This window comes from Labrys sp. Lb11 (assembly GCF_057554225.1).
Genome location: NZ_BAAJOT010000001.1, coordinates 907,579 through 927,305, shown reverse-complemented (window position 1 = coordinate 927,305; position 19,727 = coordinate 907,579). Strand labels below are relative to the sequence as shown.

The following is a 19,727-nucleotide window of genomic DNA, read 5'->3' as shown; positions in this document are numbered from 1 at the left end:
AATCATTGAAGCATTTATTGTCGTCATATTCAGATTGAATTATCAGAATTATATCTATTCCTCAATGATATCGACTGATTTCTGTTGTCTCCCCGGACGGACAAGACCGCTCAGATGGGGGGGGACTCCCCACCAATGATCAAGCGGATTTCGGGCAGTTGGCGGGCCGTTTTTCGGGATCGAACATTGTTCGGTTTGTGAGCATGACGCACGCGATCCCAAGCAGGCGATCGGCAACGGTTCTGAGGGCTCGGCCATGAGAATGGCCTCGCGCTCGGAGTGCTGCGTAGCGGCTGCGACTGCGGGCGTCGTGTTGGGTAGCGACGCGCGCCCAGTGATAGACGGCGGTTCACAGGCGGCCGGAGCATGCCTGACGCATCTCCACACGGCAGGATTTGCCGCTCCGCTTGGTGACCGGTGCCACTCCGGTCAAGGTGCGCAAGGCGTGGTAATCTCGCGCCTGGAGGGCTTGATGGGCCTCCGCGAGCAGCGTGGCGAGGACGATCCTTCCCACCCCCGGCAAGGAGCGCAGGATTGCCGCGTCGCGCTGCTCGGTATTTTGCCCCGGCTCGGTCTCCGGTCCGGCAAGTTGCTCGACCAGGCCGTCGATCCGCCGCGTGACAGTCTTGATTTGGCGATTGACCAGGTTAAGGCGCTCGGCCACGGCCGTGATGTGGGCGCGGGCCGCATCGGCGGTCCCCGGGGCGACAGTCAGCGCAGGCCGATGCAAAATGGCCAGGGCATCGTGTGCGGTGATGCGTCGGATACGATGGGCAGCCAAGAGCTTCGCCATTCTTGTTTCGGTCAGGCGCGCCGCTTCGGCTGGTGTTGGCGCCTTGGTCCAGAGCGCCAAGAGCCAGTCCGCACCAATATCCTCGGTCAGATCAAGCATCTGAGGATAGTAGCGCCAGAGCTGCTGCCGTACGCGGTTCGTCAGCCTGACGCGCTCCTGCTTCAGCTCTTCGGCCATACGCGACCACTCCCGCAGTTCCACCACCACCGGATCGAGAGCTTCCACACGACGAAAGCAGTGGCGGTCCGTGCGCAAGGAAGAGGCCAGGACAAGGGCGTCCCGACGGTCGTCTTTGGCTCCCGCCGGAGAGAAGCGGTCTCGGAAGCGGTCGAGTTGCTTGGGATTGATGGCGAACACAGCGATGCCGCGGTCCATGAGCGCCTCGACGACCGGCCCGTGCGGCGTCTCGATAGCGACGGCAACCTGACCCGGCTGTTCGGCTTTCGCGACAAGCCATTCGACCATCGTGCCGATCCCATCGGCGTCGTGTGCGAATGCCCGCTGGACGGGACCGTCCGCGCTGATCAGACAGACTTGGTGTTCGATGCTCGCCCAATCGATGCCGACGAAGACGAGCGGCTCTGTGTCCATGGCCTCCTCCTTCCGTTGTCGGGCCGCCGTATTGCTTCGTCTTTCCCTGTACTGGCGCTCAAGGGTACGAATAGCCAGGGCGCGACTCCCCACCGGACATGCAACACGGTCGATCAGTCGAGGCGCACGTCCCCCCCAGGTGCTCGAAGGCACAGGGGGCAAAAGGCGGCTCTCAACCGACCGGCCCGATACGGATCATGATGCACCGCGATCCGCCGTTACACAGGTACAGGGGGCTGGCCGAAGGTGGCTACCTCACTCAGGATATTGGACCGTGGGCGGCGGCCGTCATCCGTCCCCGATCAGCGACCGGAACAAAGCAGCAGGCCGACGACGAGGGCCTCACCGACGGAGGAGATCACAAGAAAATTGCATGGCTCCTTGCCATCCCCATATCTGATGCCGAATACGAACTCTCACAATCCTACGGCAGCGAAGCGCTCGAAGACATCTTACAAAAGAACGAAGCGGATGTTTTTGACATAAACAGTAAGTCGATAATTTGATCGGCAATCACTCACTCCGGCGGTGAATTTACTCGGATGGGGCGAGAGGGATTCCCCTGGAGGCGCGAATCCAACTCGAATGCGGGGTAATCGAGCCCTCCCCCAAATGCCGCCGCCAGCGATTCTTCGCCCTCCGGCCTCGGCGATGTCTTGACGTCCGCGACATAGTAGATATGTTGTCCGGACAACATCACATCCGGTGCGCGGATGGAATGGGGACGGAGGAGGCGCAGTTGTCTCGGTGGACCAGCTCATCGGCGCCCGGCGAGGCGGCCACGCGGCCCGCGCGGGGCGTCTGCACGGCGATCCCCCGCCCCCACCCGATCAGAACCTGTCGAGCAGCGGATTGTCAGCTGAGCCGGCTGAAGCAGGGCCGGGCATGAGGGAGGAACGCGACGTGAAAGCATTGAGCAGAACCAGAACGGTGCTGGCGGCGGCCCTGGCCGCCTTCGGTCTCTCGACCGCGGCGAACGCGGTGGAGCTGAAGATCTGGCACCACACCTATCCGCCGGCGGAAGAGTTCATCAAGCAGAAGGCCGCCGAATACGCCAAGCTGCATCCGGACGTGACCTTCCAGTTCCAGTCAGACCCGCACGGCGACTATGAGGTGAAGCTGCTGGCGGCCATCGCCGCGGGCGAGGCGCCCGACCTCATCAACGTGCTCGACTATCTCTATCCCAAGTTCGTCAGCAAGGGCATGCTCGCCGAGGCCGACCTGCCGGCGATGGGCGTGAAGACGCTGCCGGAGCTGGAGGCGCTCTATGCCCCCGGCGCGCTCAAGGGCCTGACCATCGACGGCAAGCTCTACGGCCTGCCGGAGGAGCTCAACACCTTCGCCCTGTTCATGAACAAGGCGCATTTCGCCGAGGTCGGCATCGACGTCACCGACAAGGCCAACTGGCCCAAGACCTGGGACGAGCTGTTCGCCCTGGCCAAGAAGGTGCAGAAGAAGGATGCGAACGGCAACTTCACCCGCCTGGGCTTCAACTGGGTCTGGGGCCTCGACGGCTTCTGGTACGCCATGGAATATTGGCCGATCCTGAACCAGTACGGCTGCAAGGTGCTCGACGACGCCGGCAAGGCGGCGATCAACTCGCCCGAATGCGTGCAGGCCTTCACCGACACCTGGCAGCGGGTGGTGACCGAGGGCATCGGCGGGCCGGACTTCGCCACCGTGAACCCGGTCAACGCGCTGCAGGACTTTTCCGACGGCCGCCAGTCGATGATGATGGCCGGCATCTGGTCGCCACCACTGTTCGGCGAGGACGTCAAGAAGAACTACGTGGTTGCGCCGATCCCGCAGAAGGATCCGGCCAAGCCGCACACGCTGGCCTACAACTATTCGATGACGGTGACCGCCGCCTCGAAGAACCAGGAGGCGGCCTGGAGCTTCCTGCGCTTCCTCACCTCCGACGGCGACGGCTATCTGCGCAAGACCGGCTATGTCACCGGCCTGAAGGACTGGGAGAAGTCGCCCGCCGCCAAGGAGACGATCGGCGCCGACATCTTCGCCGAGCAGCTCAACTACGGCGCCTATTACTGGCGCTCGCTGACCTGGAACGAGGAAGGCAAGGCGATCAAGGACGCGATCGAGCAGTTCGCCCAGGGCACGCCGGTGAAGGACGCGCTCGACCAGGCGGCTAAGCAGATCGACTTCATCCGCAGCCAGAAATAGGCTGGACCGGCAAGACGATCGCCCGGCCTTCGCCGGGCGATTTTCCGATGCGGAAGGCGAGCGCGTGGAACCCTCGAGAAAATTCTGGTCGGCGGCCTTCCTCGCGCCGGCACTGCTCTACCTGGCGCTGTTCCAGCTCTATCCCGTCCTCTACGCGGCCTATGTCAGCTTCCACAAATACGACCTGATGTCGCCGCCGGAGTTCGTCGGCCTGGCGAATTATCTGCGCCTGGTCTCGGACGAGCAGTTCCTGCGCTCGCTGTGGATCACCGCATTCTACGTGTTCTGGACCATCGTGCCGGTGATCGGCCTGTCCTTCGTGCTCGGCGGCCTCCTGAGCACGCTGGGCCGCAGCCGCAGCCTGTGGCGCTTCCTCATCTACCTGCCCTCGGTGCTGCCCTTCGTGTCGGTGGCGCTGGTCTGGAAGCTGATGTTCAACCAGCGCGGGCCGATCAACGACGCCTTGAACACGCTTGGCATCGCCTCCATCCCCTGGCTTACCAACAGCGCCTATGCGCCCTGGGCGCTGATCGGCATGAGCTGGTGGCACGCCACCAGCTACTACACCATCATCTTCCTGGCCGGCTTCCTGACGCTGCCGCGCGAAAGCTTCGAGGCGGCGCGCCTGGACGGCGCCGGCTTCTGGCAGCTGCTGCACCACGTCACCATCCCGCTGATGAAGCCGACCATCGTGCTGGTGGTGGTGCTGGCGACGGTGAACGGCCTCAAGGCCTTCGTCTTCCACCAGGTGCTGACCGACGGCGGCCCCGCCAACGCCACGCAGATCCTCACCATCCTGATCTACAAGACGGCGTTCAGCTATCTCGACATGGGCCGCGCCAGCACCTATTCGATCGTGCTGTTCGGCGGCATCATGCTGCTCAGCCTCATCCAGATCTGGCTGATCGCGGGGCGCCGCGATGACTAGGAACCGGACCCGCTCCATCGCCGTCATCGCCTTCCTGGCGATCTTCGCCGCCATCGCGCTGTTCCCGATCGCGTGGATGGTGGCGTCCTCGTTCAAGACCGACCGGGAGCTGCTCGACGGGCCGCTGCTCGACATCGGCAGCGCCGGCCTGCTCAACTACGTCAAGTCCTTCAACGAGCGGCCGTTCCTGCGCTACCTCCTGAACTCGCTGATCGCGGCGGGGATCTCGGTGGTGGTGACGCTCGTCCTCGGCGTGATGGCAGGCTACGGCTTCGCCAAGCTGAAAAGCCGGTTCAGCGAGATCCTGTGGATCGCGGTGCTCGCCTCGATCATGGTGCCGCTGGAATCCATCGTCATCCCGCTGTTCCTGCAGATCCACGCCTTCGGCTGGCACGACACCTATGCCGGCATCGCCCTGCCGACCGCCCTCAACGCGGCGGGCATCTTCATCCTGCGCCAGGCGATCCAGGCGGTGCCGAACGAGCTGCTGGAGGCCGGCCGGATCGACGGCGCCAGCGAAGCGACCATCCTCTGGCGCATCGTCACACCGCTGATCGGCCCCAGCCTGGTGGTGGTGGCGGTGCTGACCTTCAGCCTGAGCTGGAACAGCTATCTGTGGCCGCTGGTCATCACCAGCACCGACACGATGCGCACCCTGCCGCTCGGCATGGCGGCGTTCCAGATGACGCTGAACACGCGCTACAGCGAGATCATGGCGGTCTCGGTGCTCGGCACCGTGCCGATGGCCCTGCTCTTCGCCTTCTTCCAGCGCTACTTCATCGACAGCGCCGCGGGATCGGGGATCAAGTAGGCTCCCGGACGCATCCCGCGTCGCCGGACGGTGCACGGCTCCGGTCCGGCCGCCCCCACTCCGCGCCCATCGGCGCGGACGGCGGCGAACGTCCGCTCGAGTTCGGATCGAAGAGCCGCCCCCATTCCGTTGACCGTGCCGCCCGGTGTTTGTCATATTCCGACCGTGCGGTGCTGCGCCCGGACCGGCGCCGGCATCCGCCTTCCCCATCCCTGCGATCCGGCGATGTCGTCATCCGCGGCAAGGTCCGCGGGATGCCGTGCGCTCCCTCATCGTGACCTCGATCAGGCTCTGGGCGGGCCCGCATCCCGATGCCGGGAGAGGCCCGCATGGCGGCCCATCCCGCCCTCATCGCGACGATGACCGTCCCTGCCCTCGACATGCGGCGCTGCCGCCGCAGGCCCGCCTGACCTCCGCCCTTCGCCGGGCGAGCCCGCCTTCCCCGCTCAGCCACTGACACGCTCCGCCGCTGCCCCATCCCACCCTCCGGACCACCGTCCCGAGGCCGCACCGGCGCGCCCGCATCCGGGCGTCGCCATCCGCCCGCCCACGCGCCCGCCGCGCTCGCGCCATGCCGGCGCCCGGCCGGGCCGCCCGTCCTCGTGAGCCCCCATGCCCCGCATTCCCGACTTCACCCCGCCCGAGCGGCTGGCGCGGGCCGAGGCCGACTTCCGGCGCTTCGCCGCCGCCCAGGAAGCCCAGGCCCGGGACGCCGCCGACGCCATCCCGCCCGGCGGCGGCGGCGTCACCACCGCCTTCCGCGACCAGTACCGCGCCGACGCCCAGGCCATGGCCGGCGCCTGGCCGCCCGAGGCAAGGCTGCGCCTGTCGCCGCAGATCTTCGCCCTGGAACACCGGCTCGCCGGCCCCCTCGGCCAGGCCGAGACCACGGAGAAGCTGCGGTATCACGGCGCCCTGCAGGATGCCGAGGACGCGGAGCTGCTCGACACCGCCGCCCGGCACATCGATCCGGCTCGGCGCGATGCGGCGATCGAAGCGCTTTACGGCGCCAACCGCAGCAATCCCAACCTGCCGCCGGCCATCCGGCAGAGCCGCGTCGCCGGCCTGCCCGACAGGATCGCCCTGGCCCAGGGCAACGCCCTGCTCACCGATCCCCGCCGGCGCCAGGCGATCTGGCAGACGGGGCCGACGACCGATGGCGGCGCGCCCGACGCCCCCGGCCTGGTCGGCGGGGCTGGCGCAACCGTCTTGGCCGGCGAGGCCGGCGACGACCGCCTCACCCCGCTGTCGATGCGCGGCCTCCCCCCGCTCGCCGACGGCGGGCACGCCGTGGCCAAGGACTATTTCCGCGGACTGCACCCCTCCGCCTCCTTCCCCGTGATCGAGCAGCTCGCCGCCAAGGCCGCGCTCACCCGCCAGGACGACATCCGCCGCGCCGCCGACACGGGCGCCAGGCTCGCCCGGCTGATCGGCCAGGACGCCGTCTCGATCCGCGACACCGGCCGGGAGAACCCCGACCTCGATCTCGACGAGGTCCTGGCCCATTTCGGGCCCGCCATTGCCGCCCATGTCCGCCAGGGCCGCGACCAGGCCCGCGCCGACCACATCGCCAACGCCCTCGCCCTCGCGACCGGCCAGCCGGCTGCGGCCGCGCAGACCCTGGCGAGGTAGGGCCGACCGGCCGCCGACGATCCGGCCGAGGCCTCCGCCGGACACCTGGGCGGCGCCCCGCCCGCTTCGGCGCAAGACGGGACGCCGCCCGACGCCATTCCGCTCAACGACGTCAGCGCATTGGCAGCCACAGCCACCCATTGGCCGGCCGGCCACGGGGACATGGCCGCTCCAGCCAAGCCAGATACCGCGGCCGGCAGTTCCCCCGCCATCCCAGACCAGCCCTTCCCGCATGAGCCCGGAGACGAGGCCCAGGATCGACAACCGCTGATCGACTACATCAATGAAGCGCCGTCACCGCCGAAGGACAACTGGGAAGAGTACAAGGAGGCATTCGCCAAGACCCCGACGGGGCGCTTCATCACCGACATCGGCAACGCCCTGACTCTGCCGGGCCGGGTCTACAGCAGGGGGCCCGTCGATCTGACGGACGGCTATGGCTACGACGAGTTGGCCATGCGCCAGCAGCAGGACATCAAGGACGCCACCAACCTCGCCGGCTTCGCGGGCGGCGGCGCCCCGATAGTAGCTGCCGGGCGGCAGACCATGGGCGCGCTGGCGCGGCGCGCGGCAACCCCGGAAGTGGAACGAGTTCTGGCAAGCAGAAACGAAAGACAGTATAGTGCTCCGCAGATGGCGCAGCGCGCTTTCGAGGACGATTACAAACCAGGAGCGCTCCAGAATGTCGCAGACGAAGCCGGAAAACTTCTGCGAGACATCGACGGACGACCCCTGGGTGATCAGACCGTGGTCGGCCGCAGATCATATGGCGGACCAGACGAAGCCATTTCGCCAGAGGAACTTGTCGCAACGGTCAAGGGACCAACTCGCACGGGCTATCAGAGCGTCCCGGCGTCGGCGCTTCGAAAAGGAGAAGTAGGGAGATTTGAGAAGGTAGCCGGCCCCGACGCCCCGGAATACAGCATCCTCGTCAAGAATGGGATGGAGCCCAAAAACCTGTACCGAGTCCTCGGCCATGAATTCTCCCACTACCTCGACGCCATGACCGGCGACATCTCGACCAAGGGGCTCACGGACCAGTTCCGCAAAATCTACAACACGATGAACACCGGTCAGGTCCGGGATAGGGCACTGACCGGGCCTCAACATTTTGGCTACAAGGGCGCCGACATCGAGCGCGAACTGGTGGCCGAGGCGATCCGCGCCTACATGGAAAACCCGAACTATCTAAAGGCCACGTTCCCGGATGTGGCGAAGCGCCTCCGCAAGAACCTCAACAGCAACCCGCGCGTCAACAAGTACATCCAGTTCAACAGCGCGGCTCCCCCGCCGCTCGGCGCTGTCCTCGGCCTGAACACCGACCAAGATGAGCCCTCCAGCCCTCTGCTGGACGTGATGGCGCCTCGCCGGCAGTAGCCCCGCAACTAACCCGCAAAAAGTACGCAACACCCCATTCAGCCGCCCCACCCGGGCGGCTTTTTCGCGTTGCAGAAGCCCAAGGACACGGGCGGCCAGTACCATCTGCCGCCGCAGTGCTTTGCGACGTCCAGCACCACCATCCGCGCCGAGCAGCACAACCCCGCCCTCGAGGCTATTCAGGGCGCGCTGACGGGCGACCTGCCGCGGAAATGCCACATGGGCAAATCGCCTCAACGCGGCGACGGAGAGGCCTGAAGCTCGCCCCGGGGGGCGATTCAAACTGGGACACTGGTATGAGAGCATGCTTAACGAAAGCGAGTCGCTTTTTTGCTGAGCTATGAGGGGAGCATCCCTGCGATCTGCCGACCCCACCACCCGCTTGAGCGTCCGCGGCATGCGGACCCAGCCATTCCGACGTGACCTCGATCAGGCTCTGAGCGGGCCCGCATCCCGATGCCGGGAGAGGCCCGCATGGCAGCCCATCCCGCCCTCATCGCGACGATGACCGTCCCTGCCCGCGACATGCGGCGCTGCCGCCGCAGGCCCGCCTGACCTCCGCCCTTCGCCGGGCGAGCCCGCCTTCCCCGCTCAGCCACTGACACGCTCCGCCGCTGCCCCATCCCACCCTCCGGACCACCATCCCGAGGCCGCACCGGCGCGCCCGCATCCGGGCGCCGCCATCCGCCCGCCCACGCGCCCGCCGCGCTCGCGCCATGCCGGCGCCCGGCCGGGCCGCCCGTCCTCGTGAGCCCCCATGCCCCGCATTCCCGACTTCACCCCGCCCGAGCGGCTGGCGCGGGCCGAGGCCGACTTCCGGCGCTTCGCCGTCGCCCAGGAAGCCCAGGCCCGGGACGCCGCCGACGCCATCCCGCCCGGCGGCGGCGGCGTCACCACCGCCTTCCGCAACCGATACCGCGCCGACGCCCAGGCCATGGCCGGCGCCTGGCCGCCCGAGGCAAGGCTGCGCCTGTCGCCGCAGATCTTCGCCCTGGAACACCGGCTCGCCGGCCCCCTCAGCCAGGTCGAGACCACGGAGAAGCTGCGCCATCACGGCGCCCTGCAGGATGCCGAGGATGCCGACCTGCTCGACACCGCCGCCTGGCACATCGACCCGGCCCAGCGCGATGCGGCGGTCGAAGCGCTTTACGGCGCCAACCGCAGCAATCCCGACCTGCCGCCGGCCATCCGGCAGAGCCGCGTCGCCGGCCTGCCCGACAGGATCGCCCTGGCCCAGGGCAACGCCCTGCTCGCCGATACCCGCCGGCGCCAGGCGATCTGGCAGTCGACTGCGCCAGCGACCAATGGCGGCGCGCCCGGCGCGCCCAGCCTGGCCGGCGGGGCCGGCGCACCCGTCTTGGCCGACGGGGCCGGCGGCGACCGCCTCACCCCGCTGTCGATGCGCGGCCTCCCCCCGCTCGCCGACGGCGGACACGCCGTGGCGACGGACTATTTCCGCGGGCTGCACCCCTCCGCCTCCTTCCCCGTGATCGAGCAGCTCGCCGCCAAGGCCGCGCTCACCCGCCAGGACGACATCCGCCGCGCCGCCGACACCAGCGCCAGGCTCGCCCGGCTGATCGGCCAGGACGCCGTCTCGATCCGCGACACCGGCCGGGAGAACCCCGACCTCGATCTCGACGAGGTCCTGGCCCATTTCGGGCCCGCCATTGCCGCCCATGTCCGCCAGGGCCGCGACCAGGCCCGCGCCGACCACATCGCCAACGCCCTCTCCCTCGCGACCGGCCAGCCGGCTGCGGCCGCGCAGGCCCTGGCGACGTGGGGCCGACCGGCCGCCGACGATCCGGCCAAGGCCTCCGCCGGACACCTGGGCGGCGCCCCGCCCGCTTCCCCGACCGGCCCTGCGCCACCGGGCCTTTCGCCGCAGGCCGAGGGGCCGGCAAAGCCGGCAACGGCCGATGTGTCGCCCGTTGCAAGGCGCCCATCTCCGCCCGCACCCGGCCCGGTCGCGCCAACACCTCCCGGCCCGCCGCTCTCCGTATCGGGCTCGCTGTTCCCGCGCGAGCCAGCAGATCAGTTCCTCGATCGACAGCACCTGGTCAACCATATCAACGAGGCATCCCCTTCCCCATCCCCTCCACCTGAGGCACCTGGACTCCTCAACGGGCTCGTCCGCGCCGTGGCGACCGGCGTGCCCATCGTCGGCGGTGCGCTCAACCGCGCCGACGCCGCGACGAACGCGACGCTGGCCCCGGTCCTGAACGGCTGGTTCTCACCCGAGGACCAGCTTCAGGGCGAGACCTGGGCCGAGCGCTACGCCAATTCGCTCAAGCAGCAGGAGCAGAAGGACGTCGGGTTCGCCGCAGAGCACCCCGTCGTGAATGCCGGCGCCAACATCAACGGGGCCGTCGCCGGCACCATCCCCGCCGTGATGGCGGCGCCGGCCGCCTTCGGCGTCAGCGTGGCGCCGATCGCCGGACGGATGCTTGCGGGAGCGCTCACCGGGGCCGGCATCGGCGGCGTCGACGCGGCCGTCCGCTATCCCGGCGATGTCGGGGCAGTGGTCAAGGGGACGGGATTCGGACTGGCGGGCGGCGCGGCGGGTCCTGTGCTCGGCAAGGGCATCGGCTACCTCGCCAGCAAATTCGCGGGCGGCATCGTTGCCAGGGGGCTCAAGGCTGCCAGTAAGGGGACCATGGATTTCGTTACTCCTCGATTGGGAGGCCGGCTGTATGATACAGTGAAACTTAAGCGCCTCAGAGGCTATCTCAGCCGACGAGGAGTAACCCTGGAGGTGGGAGATGGCCTGCTACCACCAAACGCAGCTGCCGCGTTTGATGTAATTGAAGGCAGGATTATTTTCAACAAAAACCCTACGGAATACGAAGTTTGGCACGAGCTTTTCCATTATATGCAATCAAAAAACTTGGAATAAAAGCATATATAGAGCAAACAAGAATCCAGAGAGAACAATATGTCTTCGACATGCTTGAGAATTCAAATAAGAGATAGGAATCACTAACACCAGAACAAAAACAACATGCTATATGGTATATTCTAAAAATCGGAGGCATTAGATGACTTCAAATGAAGCCAACCTCATTGCAGAAAAATATATGTCCACGCTGGATATGAAAGGATACACGGCCATTCCCGTGGATACAAGAAAGAGTCCAGATTTTCCTGACGAGTGGTCTGTCGTCTATGATGTTTTCAGCCCAAACGGAAACTTAATCGATGGACCAATGGTTGTAATTGTAAACGAAATAACAAAGTCAGCCCACCTTATGGTAAGCTTATAACTTATAATTAAACTTTCAATTTCATCTTCATGGACCAAAATCCGATAATCTCTCCAGACATTCATCGGACAAAAGCAATGGCATCTCAATGAAGAGCGCAACGGACTCGACAATTCGGCTGTTAGAGCGCTTTCCGATCGTTATGGATCGGCCTCGCAGGACTGATATCCACAGGCGATGAAGTCGTTCAAGCAGTCTTGTGGGGTGAAGTGCGTGTGGCATGTCCGCAAGGCGTCGAGCAGGGCACTGACGGTGCGGGCGGCAATCTTTCGTAAATATGCCTTGAGTTTGGAGAAGGATTTTTCAATCGGGTTCATATCAGGGCTGTAGGGCGGCAGGAATTCCAGGCTGGCGCCGCAGTCCTCGATGAGCTTGCGTACGCCTTCGGCTTTATGGAAACGGACATTGTCCATCACGACGACATCGCTGGGGCTGAGGGTCGGCGCAAGGTCATTGCGGACCCAGGCTTCGAAGCGTTCGGTGTTTATGGCGCGGTCGATGGTCTGCTGCGCCAGGAAGGCATCCGAGCGCAGGGCCGCCACTGTCGTCAGTGTCTTGCGGTGGCCGTGCGGGACACTGGCCCGCAGCCGCTTGCCGCGCCGGCGCCGGCCGTGGCGGCGCGCCATCGCGGTTGTCACCGCCGTCTCGTCCACGAAGACCAGCTTGTCGGGGGCGAGGTCCAGCAAGTGCTCAAACCAGCGCCGACGCTTTTCTTTCACGTCCGGCCGCTGCTGTTCGTCGGCGTGCGCCGTTTTTTTATAGGTCACGCCGTGGCGCTCGAAGAAACGCCACAGGGTCGAAATCGCAAATTTCCCCGATCCGGTCCGGATCAACCGCTCCCGCAGTTCGAACAGGGTGATATCCGGGGTCCGCTGCACCACCCCAAGAATATAGTCTGCGTGTTTCTCAATGGCGCCCGAGCGGCGGTCGCCGCCCGGCGACCGCCCGCACGTCACTCCATTCATCTCGTGCTCCTTGACCCAACGGATCTCCGTTGAAAGACCCACACGCATCCGAGACGCCGCCGCGCGCCGGGACAATCCCTCAATTGTCACACATTCAATAACGCGTCGACGCAGATCTGCCGACAAAGCCATGACGACGACGATCTCCTGCCCACCCTCTCATATCAAGCAGCTATTCGCCGATTTGGGAATCCAGACCCGAATCGGATGGGTCGCAAACCGCTCTAACTTGGCCGGATTTGGTAGCACATGAAATGTCCGCTACTTCTTGTTTTGTTCTCCTGTGGTCGGGGTGGGCAAGTCGCGGACTTGTCCACGCCGTCCACAGGCCGGCCGCCGAGCGGATGCAAGCAGCGTTTGACATGTCCAGGGCGAGGCCTTTGCGGTCGTAGCGACCGAGGCAACGCGGGCCGTGGAAGATGGCGTGGCTCCCGTCATGATAGTAGCGGACCTTGACCCGTGCCTTGACGAAGTGTGCCCGTAGAGGGCTCTCGGGAATTTGCAATTTCAGCCGGTTGAACGACACGCAATTGTCGTTGCCGACCTGGCGCTCCTCTTGAACGCAGAGGACCTCGCCCAGATCGATCCCGGTGATCACCACGAAGGCGCTCCCCTCCTGCTCGGGCTTCACGGCGAAACGCGCATTGTGGGCCGGCGATAGACATCGCGAAGAAACCGGTTGGCAGCCTCCACCGTCGTGATCCCGGCCAGGGCCAGTTCTTTCGTCAGCCGATCCTGCAACGTGTGGAACAGGCGTTCCGAGCGGTCGCGCGCCTGCGGCGAATAGGCCGCGATATGCTCCACGCCCAGATGAGCCAGGGCCCGTCCGACCTGCGTCAGGCAAGCCCTGTCCACCGCCCCGCCGGCCTCGGGCGTGTGGAAGTAGTGGCTGCCCCGATCCGTGTAGAGGCTCAGCGGCAGGCCATGCCGGCCAAAAACCTCCTCCAGCGCCCGAAACGTCGAGGCCGTCCCTTCCTCCTCCACCAGAAACGCCGAATAGATCGCGCTCGTCGCATCGTCCATCGTCACGATCAGGTCGAGCGCCGGCTGCCCGCCAAGCCATTCATGCCGCGAGCCGTCCTGATGCAGCAGCATCCCAGGCAGCGGCCGGCGCGGACGCTTGCGCCGATGCGCCCCGCGCCGCTTCGCCTGCTCCAGCAACCCCCGCGAATGCAGGAACGTCTTCGTCCAGGTGTAGCCCCAGGTGAACTGGTGGTCGCGCACCAGGTGCTCGTGAAAACGCTTCGCCGTGAAGCCGCTGTCGCGATGGCGATAAAGCGCCTCGACCTCGTCCTCCCAATCCCGCGGAACCCGCTTGCTCGACACCTTGCCGAGCCGACGGTCCGAAAGCCCGGCCTCCCCGTCCTCCTCATAACGCCGACACCAGCGCCAGGCTCGCCCGGCTGATCGGCCAGGACGCCGTCTCGATCCGCGACACCGGCCGGGAGAACCCCGACCTCGATCTCGACGAGGTCCTGGTCCATTTCGGGCCCGCCATTGCCGCCCATGTCCGCCAGGGCCGCGACCAGGCCCGCGCCGACCACATCGCCAACGCCCTCTCCCTCGCGACCGGCCAGCCGGCTGCGGCCGCGCAGACCCTGGCGAGGTGGGGCCGACCGGCCGGCGACGATCCGGCCGGGGCCTCCGCGGGACGCCTCGGCGGCGCCCCATCCGCTTCCCCATCAGGCCCTGCGCCACCGGGCCTCTCGCCACGGGCCGGGGGGCTGACAAAGCCGGCAGCGGCCGAGGCGCCGCCCGTCGCAAGGCGCCCACCTCCGCCCGCACCCGAGCCGGTTGCGCCAACACCTCCCGGCTCGCTGCTCGTATCGGGCCTGCCGCCGCAGCGTTCGCCCGAAGCCGCGTTCATGGAGCAACTGCAGCGCGTCGACGAACGGGCATCCTCCCAACGCCCTCCCGGCAACGCCTCGACAAGCACGCCGCTCGAAGCGTCGCCGAGCCCGGCGGGCCAGCCGCTTCCGCCTTCGGACGGGCCGGCCGCGGAGCCAAGTGGTTCGGAAGCTGCCCCGGGTCGGGCGGCGGGCCAGCCCATCAAGGCTGCACCGGACGCTCCCCTCGACAACCGCCCGCCCAACAACGGCCTGCGCGCAGTCGGCTTCTCCGCGCCGAACGGCACCAATCTACCCTATCTCGTCCAGCAGGGACGCACCAACCCGACGCAGTATGCCGGCGATGTCTACTCCACCATCGACACAGCCCTCGGCCAGATCAAGCAGCGCTACGAGCCGGGCTTCGCCCAAGGCGGCGGACGAGCCCTCGGCCAGACCCCGGAGTTCGAGGAAAGCCTCGCCACGGGCTACGCCGCCGCGATCGCCTGGAGCGCCGCCACCGGCAACACCGATGCGATCGACTACCTCCAGGCCGAGATCACCCGCATCCCGGTCCGGGGCAGCGTCGCCGCCTACAAGGCGCTCGCCGCCGACGTCACAACCCTCATCCAGAGGCATCCCGGCCCGCCTCTCACCCAGAACGAGATCGCCGCCATCCTGGAGGATGGCCGCGTCCTCCAGGACGACTTCGTCGCCAAGGCCGACCGCTACCACGCCGACATCGCCGGTATGGCCCTCGGCGGCATCGTCGCCGAAGCCCCTAGGCTGCTGCGACCACCCAGGGTTCCCGGCAAAAGCCCCCCACCAGAGATCGAACAACCAAAGGTAGAGAATAAAACATCGCCGCCGGACCCTGAGCCAAAGCCTGAACCTGAGCCAAAGCCTGAGCCGGAAACCACACCAGTCTCTGGCGATCCGACAGAAGAAGCTCTTCGTACCTTTGGTCCTCGTCGGCCTGGCCTGCCGGTCCCGCAAGGCTTCACTAGCACGACCTTCGATCGGTTATCTGCCAAGATACGTGCAGCGATCGGAGCAAAGGGCTATGGTGACGACATTTTCCTAATGGGATCTAGGGCGGGAGGGACAGCCAAGCCGGGCAGCGACTTCGACTTTGGAGTTCGCGTGTCAGCTGAACGATTTGATGAATTGATTACAGAGAGGTTTGCGCGTGCAAAAGGGAGTGGCATTGGAACCCGCGACAAATCAATAGAACAAGGCAGAATACACACAGGAGAAGCGGGAGTAAGAGACGTAAGAAAGATAATATCAGATACACTTGGAGTGTCAGAAAATAAAATACAAATTTCAATTATCAAGGAAAATGGCCCATTCGACAACGGCCCACAAACGTCCCTATCCTTTGAATTCTAGGAGCCAACAATGATAGATCCGGGCTTTTGCAAACTATATATCATGAGCAACGAAAATATAGATGACTTACAAACCTATGTCGATTCAATAGTTTCCGACATTTTTTATGGAATGGCGGTGGGCGCATATGTTTATAGGAACGAAGATTTCACACCATCCGCCATATGGGGAAAGAATGCCAATTTCATCGATTGCTCGAGATATTATTTGGACGTCGGGTTGGATGACGACTACGAGTCACACTTGGCGTCCTTCCAATCCGGAGTGGCAACCTTGGTCAGCACCTTGAGAGATGGCGACCGTGTTGTCATAGCCTCGTGCATCTTTGAGGATCTCATCGCTCGCGAGACCGGCTGGAACTGGACCGAAGAGCAACCGGAGCCACCAGACCCCACGATTGGAAAATCGGCATGAGGATCGTACCCTGATGAATCATGCAGCTCGACGGAGCAAGGCCGATCGCGCGTCGCTTCTCAATAGCGCCGTAGCGGACGAGCCGCTTCGCCGGCGACGCTTCCCGCCCGGTACCCACCGAGAGCCGTGCCGCACCTCCAATACCGCCCTACCCCTTGACCATCCGCCGCTGCACGCCCTGCCCGGCTTCGTACCTCTCGCCGATGACGGGCACGCCATAGCGAAAGACCATTTTCGCCAGTTGTGCCCATTCGCCTCCTCCCCCGTGCACGACCAACTCGCCGGCACGGCCGCGCTCACCCGCCAGGACGACATCCGCCGCGCCGCCGACACCAGCGCCAGGCTCGCCCGGCTGATCGGCCAGGACGCCGTCTCGATCCGCGACACCGGCCGGGAGAACCCCGACCTCGATCTCGACGAGATCCTGGCCCATTTCGGGCCCGCCATTGCCGCCCATGTCCGCCAGGGCCGCGACCAGGCCCGCGCCGACCACATCGCCAACGCCCTCTCCCTTGCGACCGGCCAACCGGCTGCGGCCGCGCAGGCCCTGGCGACGTGGGGCCGGCCGGCCGCCGACGATGCGGCCAAGGCCTCTGCCGGACACCAGGGCGGCGCCCCATCCGCTTCGGCGCAAGACGGGACGCCACCCGACGCCATTCCGCTCAACGACGTCAGCGCATTGGCAGCCACAGCCACCCATTGGCCGGCCGGCCACGGAGACGCAGCCGCTCCAGCCAAACCGGATACCGCGGCCGGCAGTTCCCCCGCCATCCCAGACCAGCCCTTCCCGTATGAGCCCGGAGACGAGGCCCAGGATCGACAACGCCTTGTCTATCATATCGGGGACGCACCGCCGCCGAAGGACAACTGGGAAGAGTACAAGGAGGCATTCGCCAAGACCCCGACGGGGCGCTTCATCACCGGCATCGGCAATGCTCTGACCCTGCCGGGCCGGGTCTACAGCAGGGAGCCCGTGGACCTGACGGACGGCTATGGCTACGACGAGTTGGCGAGACGCCAGCAGCAGGACATCGAGGACGCCACCAACCTCGCCGGCTTCGCGGGCGGCGGTGCCCCGATGGTAGCTGCCGGGCGGCAGACCATGGGCGCGCTGGCGCGGCGCGCGGTCGCCCCGGAAGCGGAACGTGTTCTTTCTGGAAATATCGAGGGAGAACTGGCGGCCGGAAGGGGGACCTTGTATGATCCACCCGTGAAGCCTCTCCGTCCTTTCGAGGCGGATTACCCCAATGGAGCGCCAGTTGATACGGCCGGAAATCTCCTCGCTGACATTGAAGGACGTCAAATCAATCCAGGGGCCCTTGTCATCGGAAGAAGAACAGCTGGTGGCCTTGATGAGGCGGCTCGACCCGAAGACCTGGACGCCCTCACAGAGGCGATCATGGGCGCGCTCCCTAAGAGCGCTTCGCGCGGGGCATTGTCTGGCAATTCGGGCCAGTACCTCGCCATCCGAGAGGGCGGAGATGTTATCAAGCGAGCCCGCTACGCCGACGACCTGACGCTGGACCAGATCATCAAGGTCATCGCGCACGAGCTTTCGCACGGCGTCAACGACCTGGCCGGAACGATCCCGGACGCCCCTTATATGAGGCGGATCGCCAACCTCGGGAAGCAGGACGATCTTCGGCGCATTTATAACGACCTGAACACGCCTCCGGACGACTGGCGCATGGTGCGGCAGGAGAGGACCGGAGAGCCGGTCGCGAACAAGTATCGCACCTCTCCGGAGACGATGGACTATCCAAAACGAGAGGTGCCCTCGGAGCTGATCGCCGAGGCCATCCGAGCCTACCTGGCCGATCCGAACTATCTCAAGACGGTTGCCCCCCAGACGGCGGCGCTCATTCGGAAGGCCGTGAACACGAACCCACGGCTCTCGCCCTACCTCCAGTTCAACAGCGCAGCGCCCCCGCCGCTCGGTGCCATCCTCGGCCTGAACACCGACCAGGATGAGCCTTCCAGCCCTCTGCTGGACGTGATGGCGCCTCGCCGCCAGTAGCCCGCAACTAACCCGCAAAAAGCACGCAACACCCCATTCAGCCGCCCCACTCGGGCGGCTTTTTTGCGATGCAGAAGCCCACGCCCAAGGACACGGGCGGCCAGTACCATCTGCCGCTGCAGTACTTTGCGACGTCCGGCGCCACCATCTGCGGCGAGCAGCACAACCCCGTCCTCGAGGATATTCAGGGCGCGCGAACGGGCGACCTGACGCGGAAATGCCACATGGGCAAATCGCCTCAACGCGGCAACGGAGAGACCTGAAGCACGCCCCCCAACGGATTGACCGCACCGCGCGGTGTTGGCAGATCCTGACCGTGCGTTGCATCCCAATGGCCGAGGAGGATATTCGATATGGGGCAAGTAGCAAGTCTCGGCGACTTGATCAAAAGGCTTGCCGAGCTCGACAGCGAGGAGACCATCTACGCCGCCGAGCCGTGGACGGAGCAGTCCGAAGCAATCGTGGCTCGCGAGCCGGACATAGGTGGCCTCCCGCCGGAAGCGGCGGATGCCGGTTTGGCGTATTTTCTGGAAGTCTTTATCGCGCGGGAAGTTGTGGAGGATTGGCTTGATTCGCAGGAAGGGCAACCGACATCTTCGGCAATCTGCCAACGGGTGATAGATTATGCGATCAATGATGCGTAGGAGACACGATGGCTACCAATCCGCGCCATGATGGCAAGCCTCTGCTTCGGCTTCTTGAATTCTATGTGCTGCAAGTCATTGATGAACTCCCTGAACAAGAGCGGCAGACATTGGAGAGACTATCTCCCAAATTGCGAGCAGTCTATGGAGGCAATGGGGAATGGCATGAAGCGGTAGCTGCCGCCGTGCGTATGCCGGCTGATATGCCAGCCGCTATACGCGAGATATGGACGAAAAATCTCGAAATCGCTCGTGCCAATAACGTAACGCTGCATCCTCAACAGTTTGCGGAGATATTCGTCGATAGAAACTTTGCCGGCCGATCATTCTCTCAACCTGAGAGCGCCTAGACCGCACTATGCCTCCTGGAGGCGATTGGGCCTGTGTGACCCAATCCTTGTCAACCAGTTGCCCCGTCTCCCCGACGACGCTCCGCGTGGTGCTCCCACCCCGTTGATCCCACCGCCCGGTATTTGTCATATTCCGACCGTGCGGTGTTGCGCCCGGATCGGCCCGACATCGATCCCCCTCCGCCCCTGCGATCTGCCGACCCCACCACCCGCAGCAAGGGTCCGTTGCATGCGGCCCCTCGCCCGTCCGTCATCGTGACCCCGATCAGCCCCTAAGCGGGGCCGCATCCCGATGCCGGGAGAGGCCCGCATGGCGGCCCATCCCGCCCTCATCGCGACGATGACCGTCCCTGCCCTCGACAGGTGGCGCTGCCGCCGCGGCGCCGCCTGATCCCGCCCGCCATCGGGCCTCTCCTCCCTCTCTCCCTTCTCCGCCGCTGCCCCATCCCACCCTCCGGACCGCCGTCCCGAGGCCGCACCGGCGCGCCCGCATCCGGGCGTCGCCATCCGCTCGCCCATGCGCCCGCCGCGCTCGCGCCATGCCGG

At 65.4% G+C, this 19,727-nt stretch carries 19 protein-coding genes; 15 read left to right on the top strand and 4 right to left on the bottom strand.

All coding sequences use genetic code 11. From position 1 onward, the window contains the following. Window positions 1-349: 349 nt before the first annotated feature. Window positions 350-1,384 (bottom strand): IS110 family RNA-guided transposase, encoded by a 1,035-nt coding sequence (locus tag AC27L4_RS04330; RefSeq protein ID WP_487140715.1) that lies wholly within the window; start codon window positions 1,382-1,384, stop codon window positions 350-352. Between the two features lie 197 nt (window positions 1,385-1,581). Here AC27L4_RS04330 and AC27L4_RS04325 point away from each other — a divergent pair, with 197 nt between their 5' ends. From AC27L4_RS04325 to AC27L4_RS04285, 9 genes are all read left to right on the top strand, one after another. Beyond that, window positions 1,582-1,890 carry a suppressor of fused domain protein gene (locus tag AC27L4_RS04325; RefSeq protein WP_487140713.1) on the top strand — a complete coding sequence of 103 codons (309 nt, stop codon included), beginning with the start codon at window positions 1,582-1,584 and terminating at the stop codon, window positions 1,888-1,890. A 406-nt stretch (window positions 1,891-2,296) separates the two neighbouring features. Then, the gene (locus AC27L4_RS04320) at window positions 2,297-3,565 is read left to right on the top strand and encodes an ABC transporter substrate-binding protein (RefSeq protein WP_487140712.1); all 1,269 of its coding nucleotides are present in this window, start codon (window positions 2,297-2,299) and stop codon (window positions 3,563-3,565) included. A 64-nt stretch (window positions 3,566-3,629) separates the two neighbouring features. Continuing rightward, window positions 3,630-4,493: a carbohydrate ABC transporter permease gene (locus tag AC27L4_RS04315; protein WP_487140710.1), complete on the top strand. Its 864-nt coding sequence runs from the start codon at window positions 3,630-3,632 to the stop codon at window positions 4,491-4,493. Next, window positions 4,486-5,304 (top strand): carbohydrate ABC transporter permease, encoded by an 819-nt coding sequence (locus tag AC27L4_RS04310; RefSeq protein WP_487140709.1) that lies wholly within the window; start codon window positions 4,486-4,488, stop codon window positions 5,302-5,304. Before AC27L4_RS04315 ends, AC27L4_RS04310 begins: the two co-directional genes overlap by 8 nt. Window positions 5,305-5,916: 612 nt before the next feature. After that, window positions 5,917-6,936 carry a hypothetical protein gene (locus AC27L4_RS04305; protein ID WP_487140708.1) on the top strand — a complete coding sequence of 340 codons (1,020 nt, stop codon included), beginning with the start codon at window positions 5,917-5,919 and terminating at the stop codon, window positions 6,934-6,936. Between the two features lie 162 nt (window positions 6,937-7,098). Next, window positions 7,099-8,313: a hypothetical protein gene (locus AC27L4_RS04300; RefSeq protein ID WP_487140707.1), complete on the top strand. Its 1,215-nt coding sequence runs from the start codon at window positions 7,099-7,101 to the stop codon at window positions 8,311-8,313. A 69-nt stretch (window positions 8,314-8,382) separates the two neighbouring features. After that, window positions 8,383-8,571, top strand: coding sequence for a hypothetical protein (locus AC27L4_RS04295; protein ID WP_487140706.1), 189 nt, complete (start codon window positions 8,383-8,385; stop codon window positions 8,569-8,571). A 499-nt stretch (window positions 8,572-9,070) separates the two neighbouring features. Then, entirely contained in the window at window positions 9,071-11,206 is a 2,136-nt protein-coding gene (locus AC27L4_RS04290; protein ID WP_487140705.1) for a zincin-like metallopeptidase toxin domain-containing protein, read from the top strand. A gap of 142 nt (window positions 11,207-11,348) precedes the next feature. Next, complete coding sequence (locus AC27L4_RS04285; protein ID WP_487140704.1) at window positions 11,349-11,573, top strand: hypothetical protein; 225 nt, start codon at window positions 11,349-11,351, stop codon at window positions 11,571-11,573. Between the two features lie 140 nt (window positions 11,574-11,713). Here the strand turns inward: AC27L4_RS04285 and AC27L4_RS04280 are convergent, their stop codons facing one another. From AC27L4_RS04280 to AC27L4_RS04270, 3 genes are read right to left on the bottom strand one after another with little or no spacing between them, the layout of a single operon-like run. Next, window positions 11,714-12,670: an IS630 family transposase gene (locus AC27L4_RS04280; protein WP_487140703.1), complete on the bottom strand. Its 957-nt coding sequence runs from the start codon at window positions 12,668-12,670 to the stop codon at window positions 11,714-11,716. 40 nt (window positions 12,671-12,710) lie between these two features. After that, complete coding sequence (locus AC27L4_RS04275) at window positions 12,711-13,139, bottom strand: hypothetical protein (RefSeq protein ID WP_487140702.1); 429 nt, start codon at window positions 13,137-13,139, stop codon at window positions 12,711-12,713. Window positions 13,140-13,165: 26 nt separating this feature from the next. Further along, complete coding sequence (locus AC27L4_RS04270; protein ID WP_487140977.1) at window positions 13,166-14,209, bottom strand: ISNCY family transposase; 1,044 nt, start codon at window positions 14,207-14,209, stop codon at window positions 13,166-13,168. Between the two features lie 194 nt (window positions 14,210-14,403). Here AC27L4_RS04270 and AC27L4_RS04265 point away from each other — a divergent pair, with 194 nt between their 5' ends. The 6 genes from AC27L4_RS04265 to AC27L4_RS04240 all read left to right on the top strand — a co-directional run bounded on the left by AC27L4_RS04265 (window position 14,404) and on the right by AC27L4_RS04240 (window position 19,181). Then, entirely contained in the window at window positions 14,404-15,756 is a 1,353-nt protein-coding gene (locus AC27L4_RS04265; RefSeq protein ID WP_487140701.1) for a nucleotidyltransferase domain-containing protein, read from the top strand. 42 nt (window positions 15,757-15,798) lie between these two features. Next, window positions 15,799-16,170 (top strand): hypothetical protein, encoded by a 372-nt coding sequence (locus AC27L4_RS04260; protein WP_487140700.1) that lies wholly within the window; start codon window positions 15,799-15,801, stop codon window positions 16,168-16,170. Window positions 16,171-16,183: 13 nt separating this feature from the next. Beyond that, a complete protein-coding gene (locus tag AC27L4_RS04255) occupies window positions 16,184-18,187 on the top strand; it encodes a hypothetical protein (RefSeq protein WP_487140699.1) in 2,004 nt (667 codons plus the stop codon). Window positions 18,188-18,255: 68 nt separating this feature from the next. Then, window positions 18,256-18,450: a hypothetical protein gene (locus AC27L4_RS04250; protein ID WP_487140698.1), complete on the top strand. Its 195-nt coding sequence runs from the start codon at window positions 18,256-18,258 to the stop codon at window positions 18,448-18,450. A gap of 90 nt (window positions 18,451-18,540) precedes the next feature. Beyond that, window positions 18,541-18,831 carry a hypothetical protein gene (locus AC27L4_RS04245; protein WP_487140697.1) on the top strand — a complete coding sequence of 97 codons (291 nt, stop codon included), beginning with the start codon at window positions 18,541-18,543 and terminating at the stop codon, window positions 18,829-18,831. A gap of 8 nt (window positions 18,832-18,839) precedes the next feature. Continuing rightward, complete coding sequence (locus AC27L4_RS04240) at window positions 18,840-19,181, top strand: hypothetical protein (protein WP_487140696.1); 342 nt, start codon at window positions 18,840-18,842, stop codon at window positions 19,179-19,181. Window positions 19,182-19,727: the final 546 nt, after the last annotated feature.

Excerpts from the sequence above, each read along its gene's own strand:
- AC27L4_RS04270 (WP_487140977.1), bottom strand. The coding sequence starts at position 14,209 with ATGGGGCGCCGCCGAGGCGTCCCGCGGAGGCCCCGGCCGGATCGTCGC.
- AC27L4_RS04300 (WP_487140707.1), top strand. The coding sequence starts at position 7,099 with ATGGCCGCTCCAGCCAAGCCAGATACCGCGGCCGGCAGTTCCCCCGCC.
- AC27L4_RS04285 (WP_487140704.1), top strand. The coding sequence starts at position 11,349 with ATGACTTCAAATGAAGCCAACCTCATTGCAGAAAAATATATGTCCACG.
- AC27L4_RS04255 (WP_487140699.1), top strand. The coding sequence starts at position 16,184 with ATGAATCATGCAGCTCGACGGAGCAAGGCCGATCGCGCGTCGCTTCTC.
- AC27L4_RS04265 (WP_487140701.1), top strand. The coding sequence starts at position 14,404 with ATGGAGCAACTGCAGCGCGTCGACGAACGGGCATCCTCCCAACGCCCT.
- AC27L4_RS04310 (WP_487140709.1), top strand. The coding sequence starts at position 4,486 with ATGACTAGGAACCGGACCCGCTCCATCGCCGTCATCGCCTTCCTGGCG.
- AC27L4_RS04260 (WP_487140700.1), top strand. The coding sequence starts at position 15,799 with ATGAGCAACGAAAATATAGATGACTTACAAACCTATGTCGATTCAATA.
- AC27L4_RS04240 (WP_487140696.1), top strand. The coding sequence starts at position 18,840 with ATGGCTACCAATCCGCGCCATGATGGCAAGCCTCTGCTTCGGCTTCTT.
- AC27L4_RS04290 (WP_487140705.1), top strand. The coding sequence starts at position 9,071 with ATGCCCCGCATTCCCGACTTCACCCCGCCCGAGCGGCTGGCGCGGGCC.
- AC27L4_RS04280 (WP_487140703.1), bottom strand. The coding sequence starts at position 12,670 with ATGGCTTTGTCGGCAGATCTGCGTCGACGCGTTATTGAATGTGTGACA.
- AC27L4_RS04330 (WP_487140715.1), bottom strand. The coding sequence starts at position 1,384 with ATGGACACAGAGCCGCTCGTCTTCGTCGGCATCGATTGGGCGAGCATC.
- AC27L4_RS04245 (WP_487140697.1), top strand. The coding sequence starts at position 18,541 with ATGGGGCAAGTAGCAAGTCTCGGCGACTTGATCAAAAGGCTTGCCGAG.
- AC27L4_RS04325 (WP_487140713.1), top strand. The coding sequence starts at position 1,582 with ATGATGCACCGCGATCCGCCGTTACACAGGTACAGGGGGCTGGCCGAA.
- AC27L4_RS04305 (WP_487140708.1), top strand. The coding sequence starts at position 5,917 with ATGCCCCGCATTCCCGACTTCACCCCGCCCGAGCGGCTGGCGCGGGCC.
- AC27L4_RS04250 (WP_487140698.1), top strand. The coding sequence starts at position 18,256 with ATGCAGAAGCCCACGCCCAAGGACACGGGCGGCCAGTACCATCTGCCG.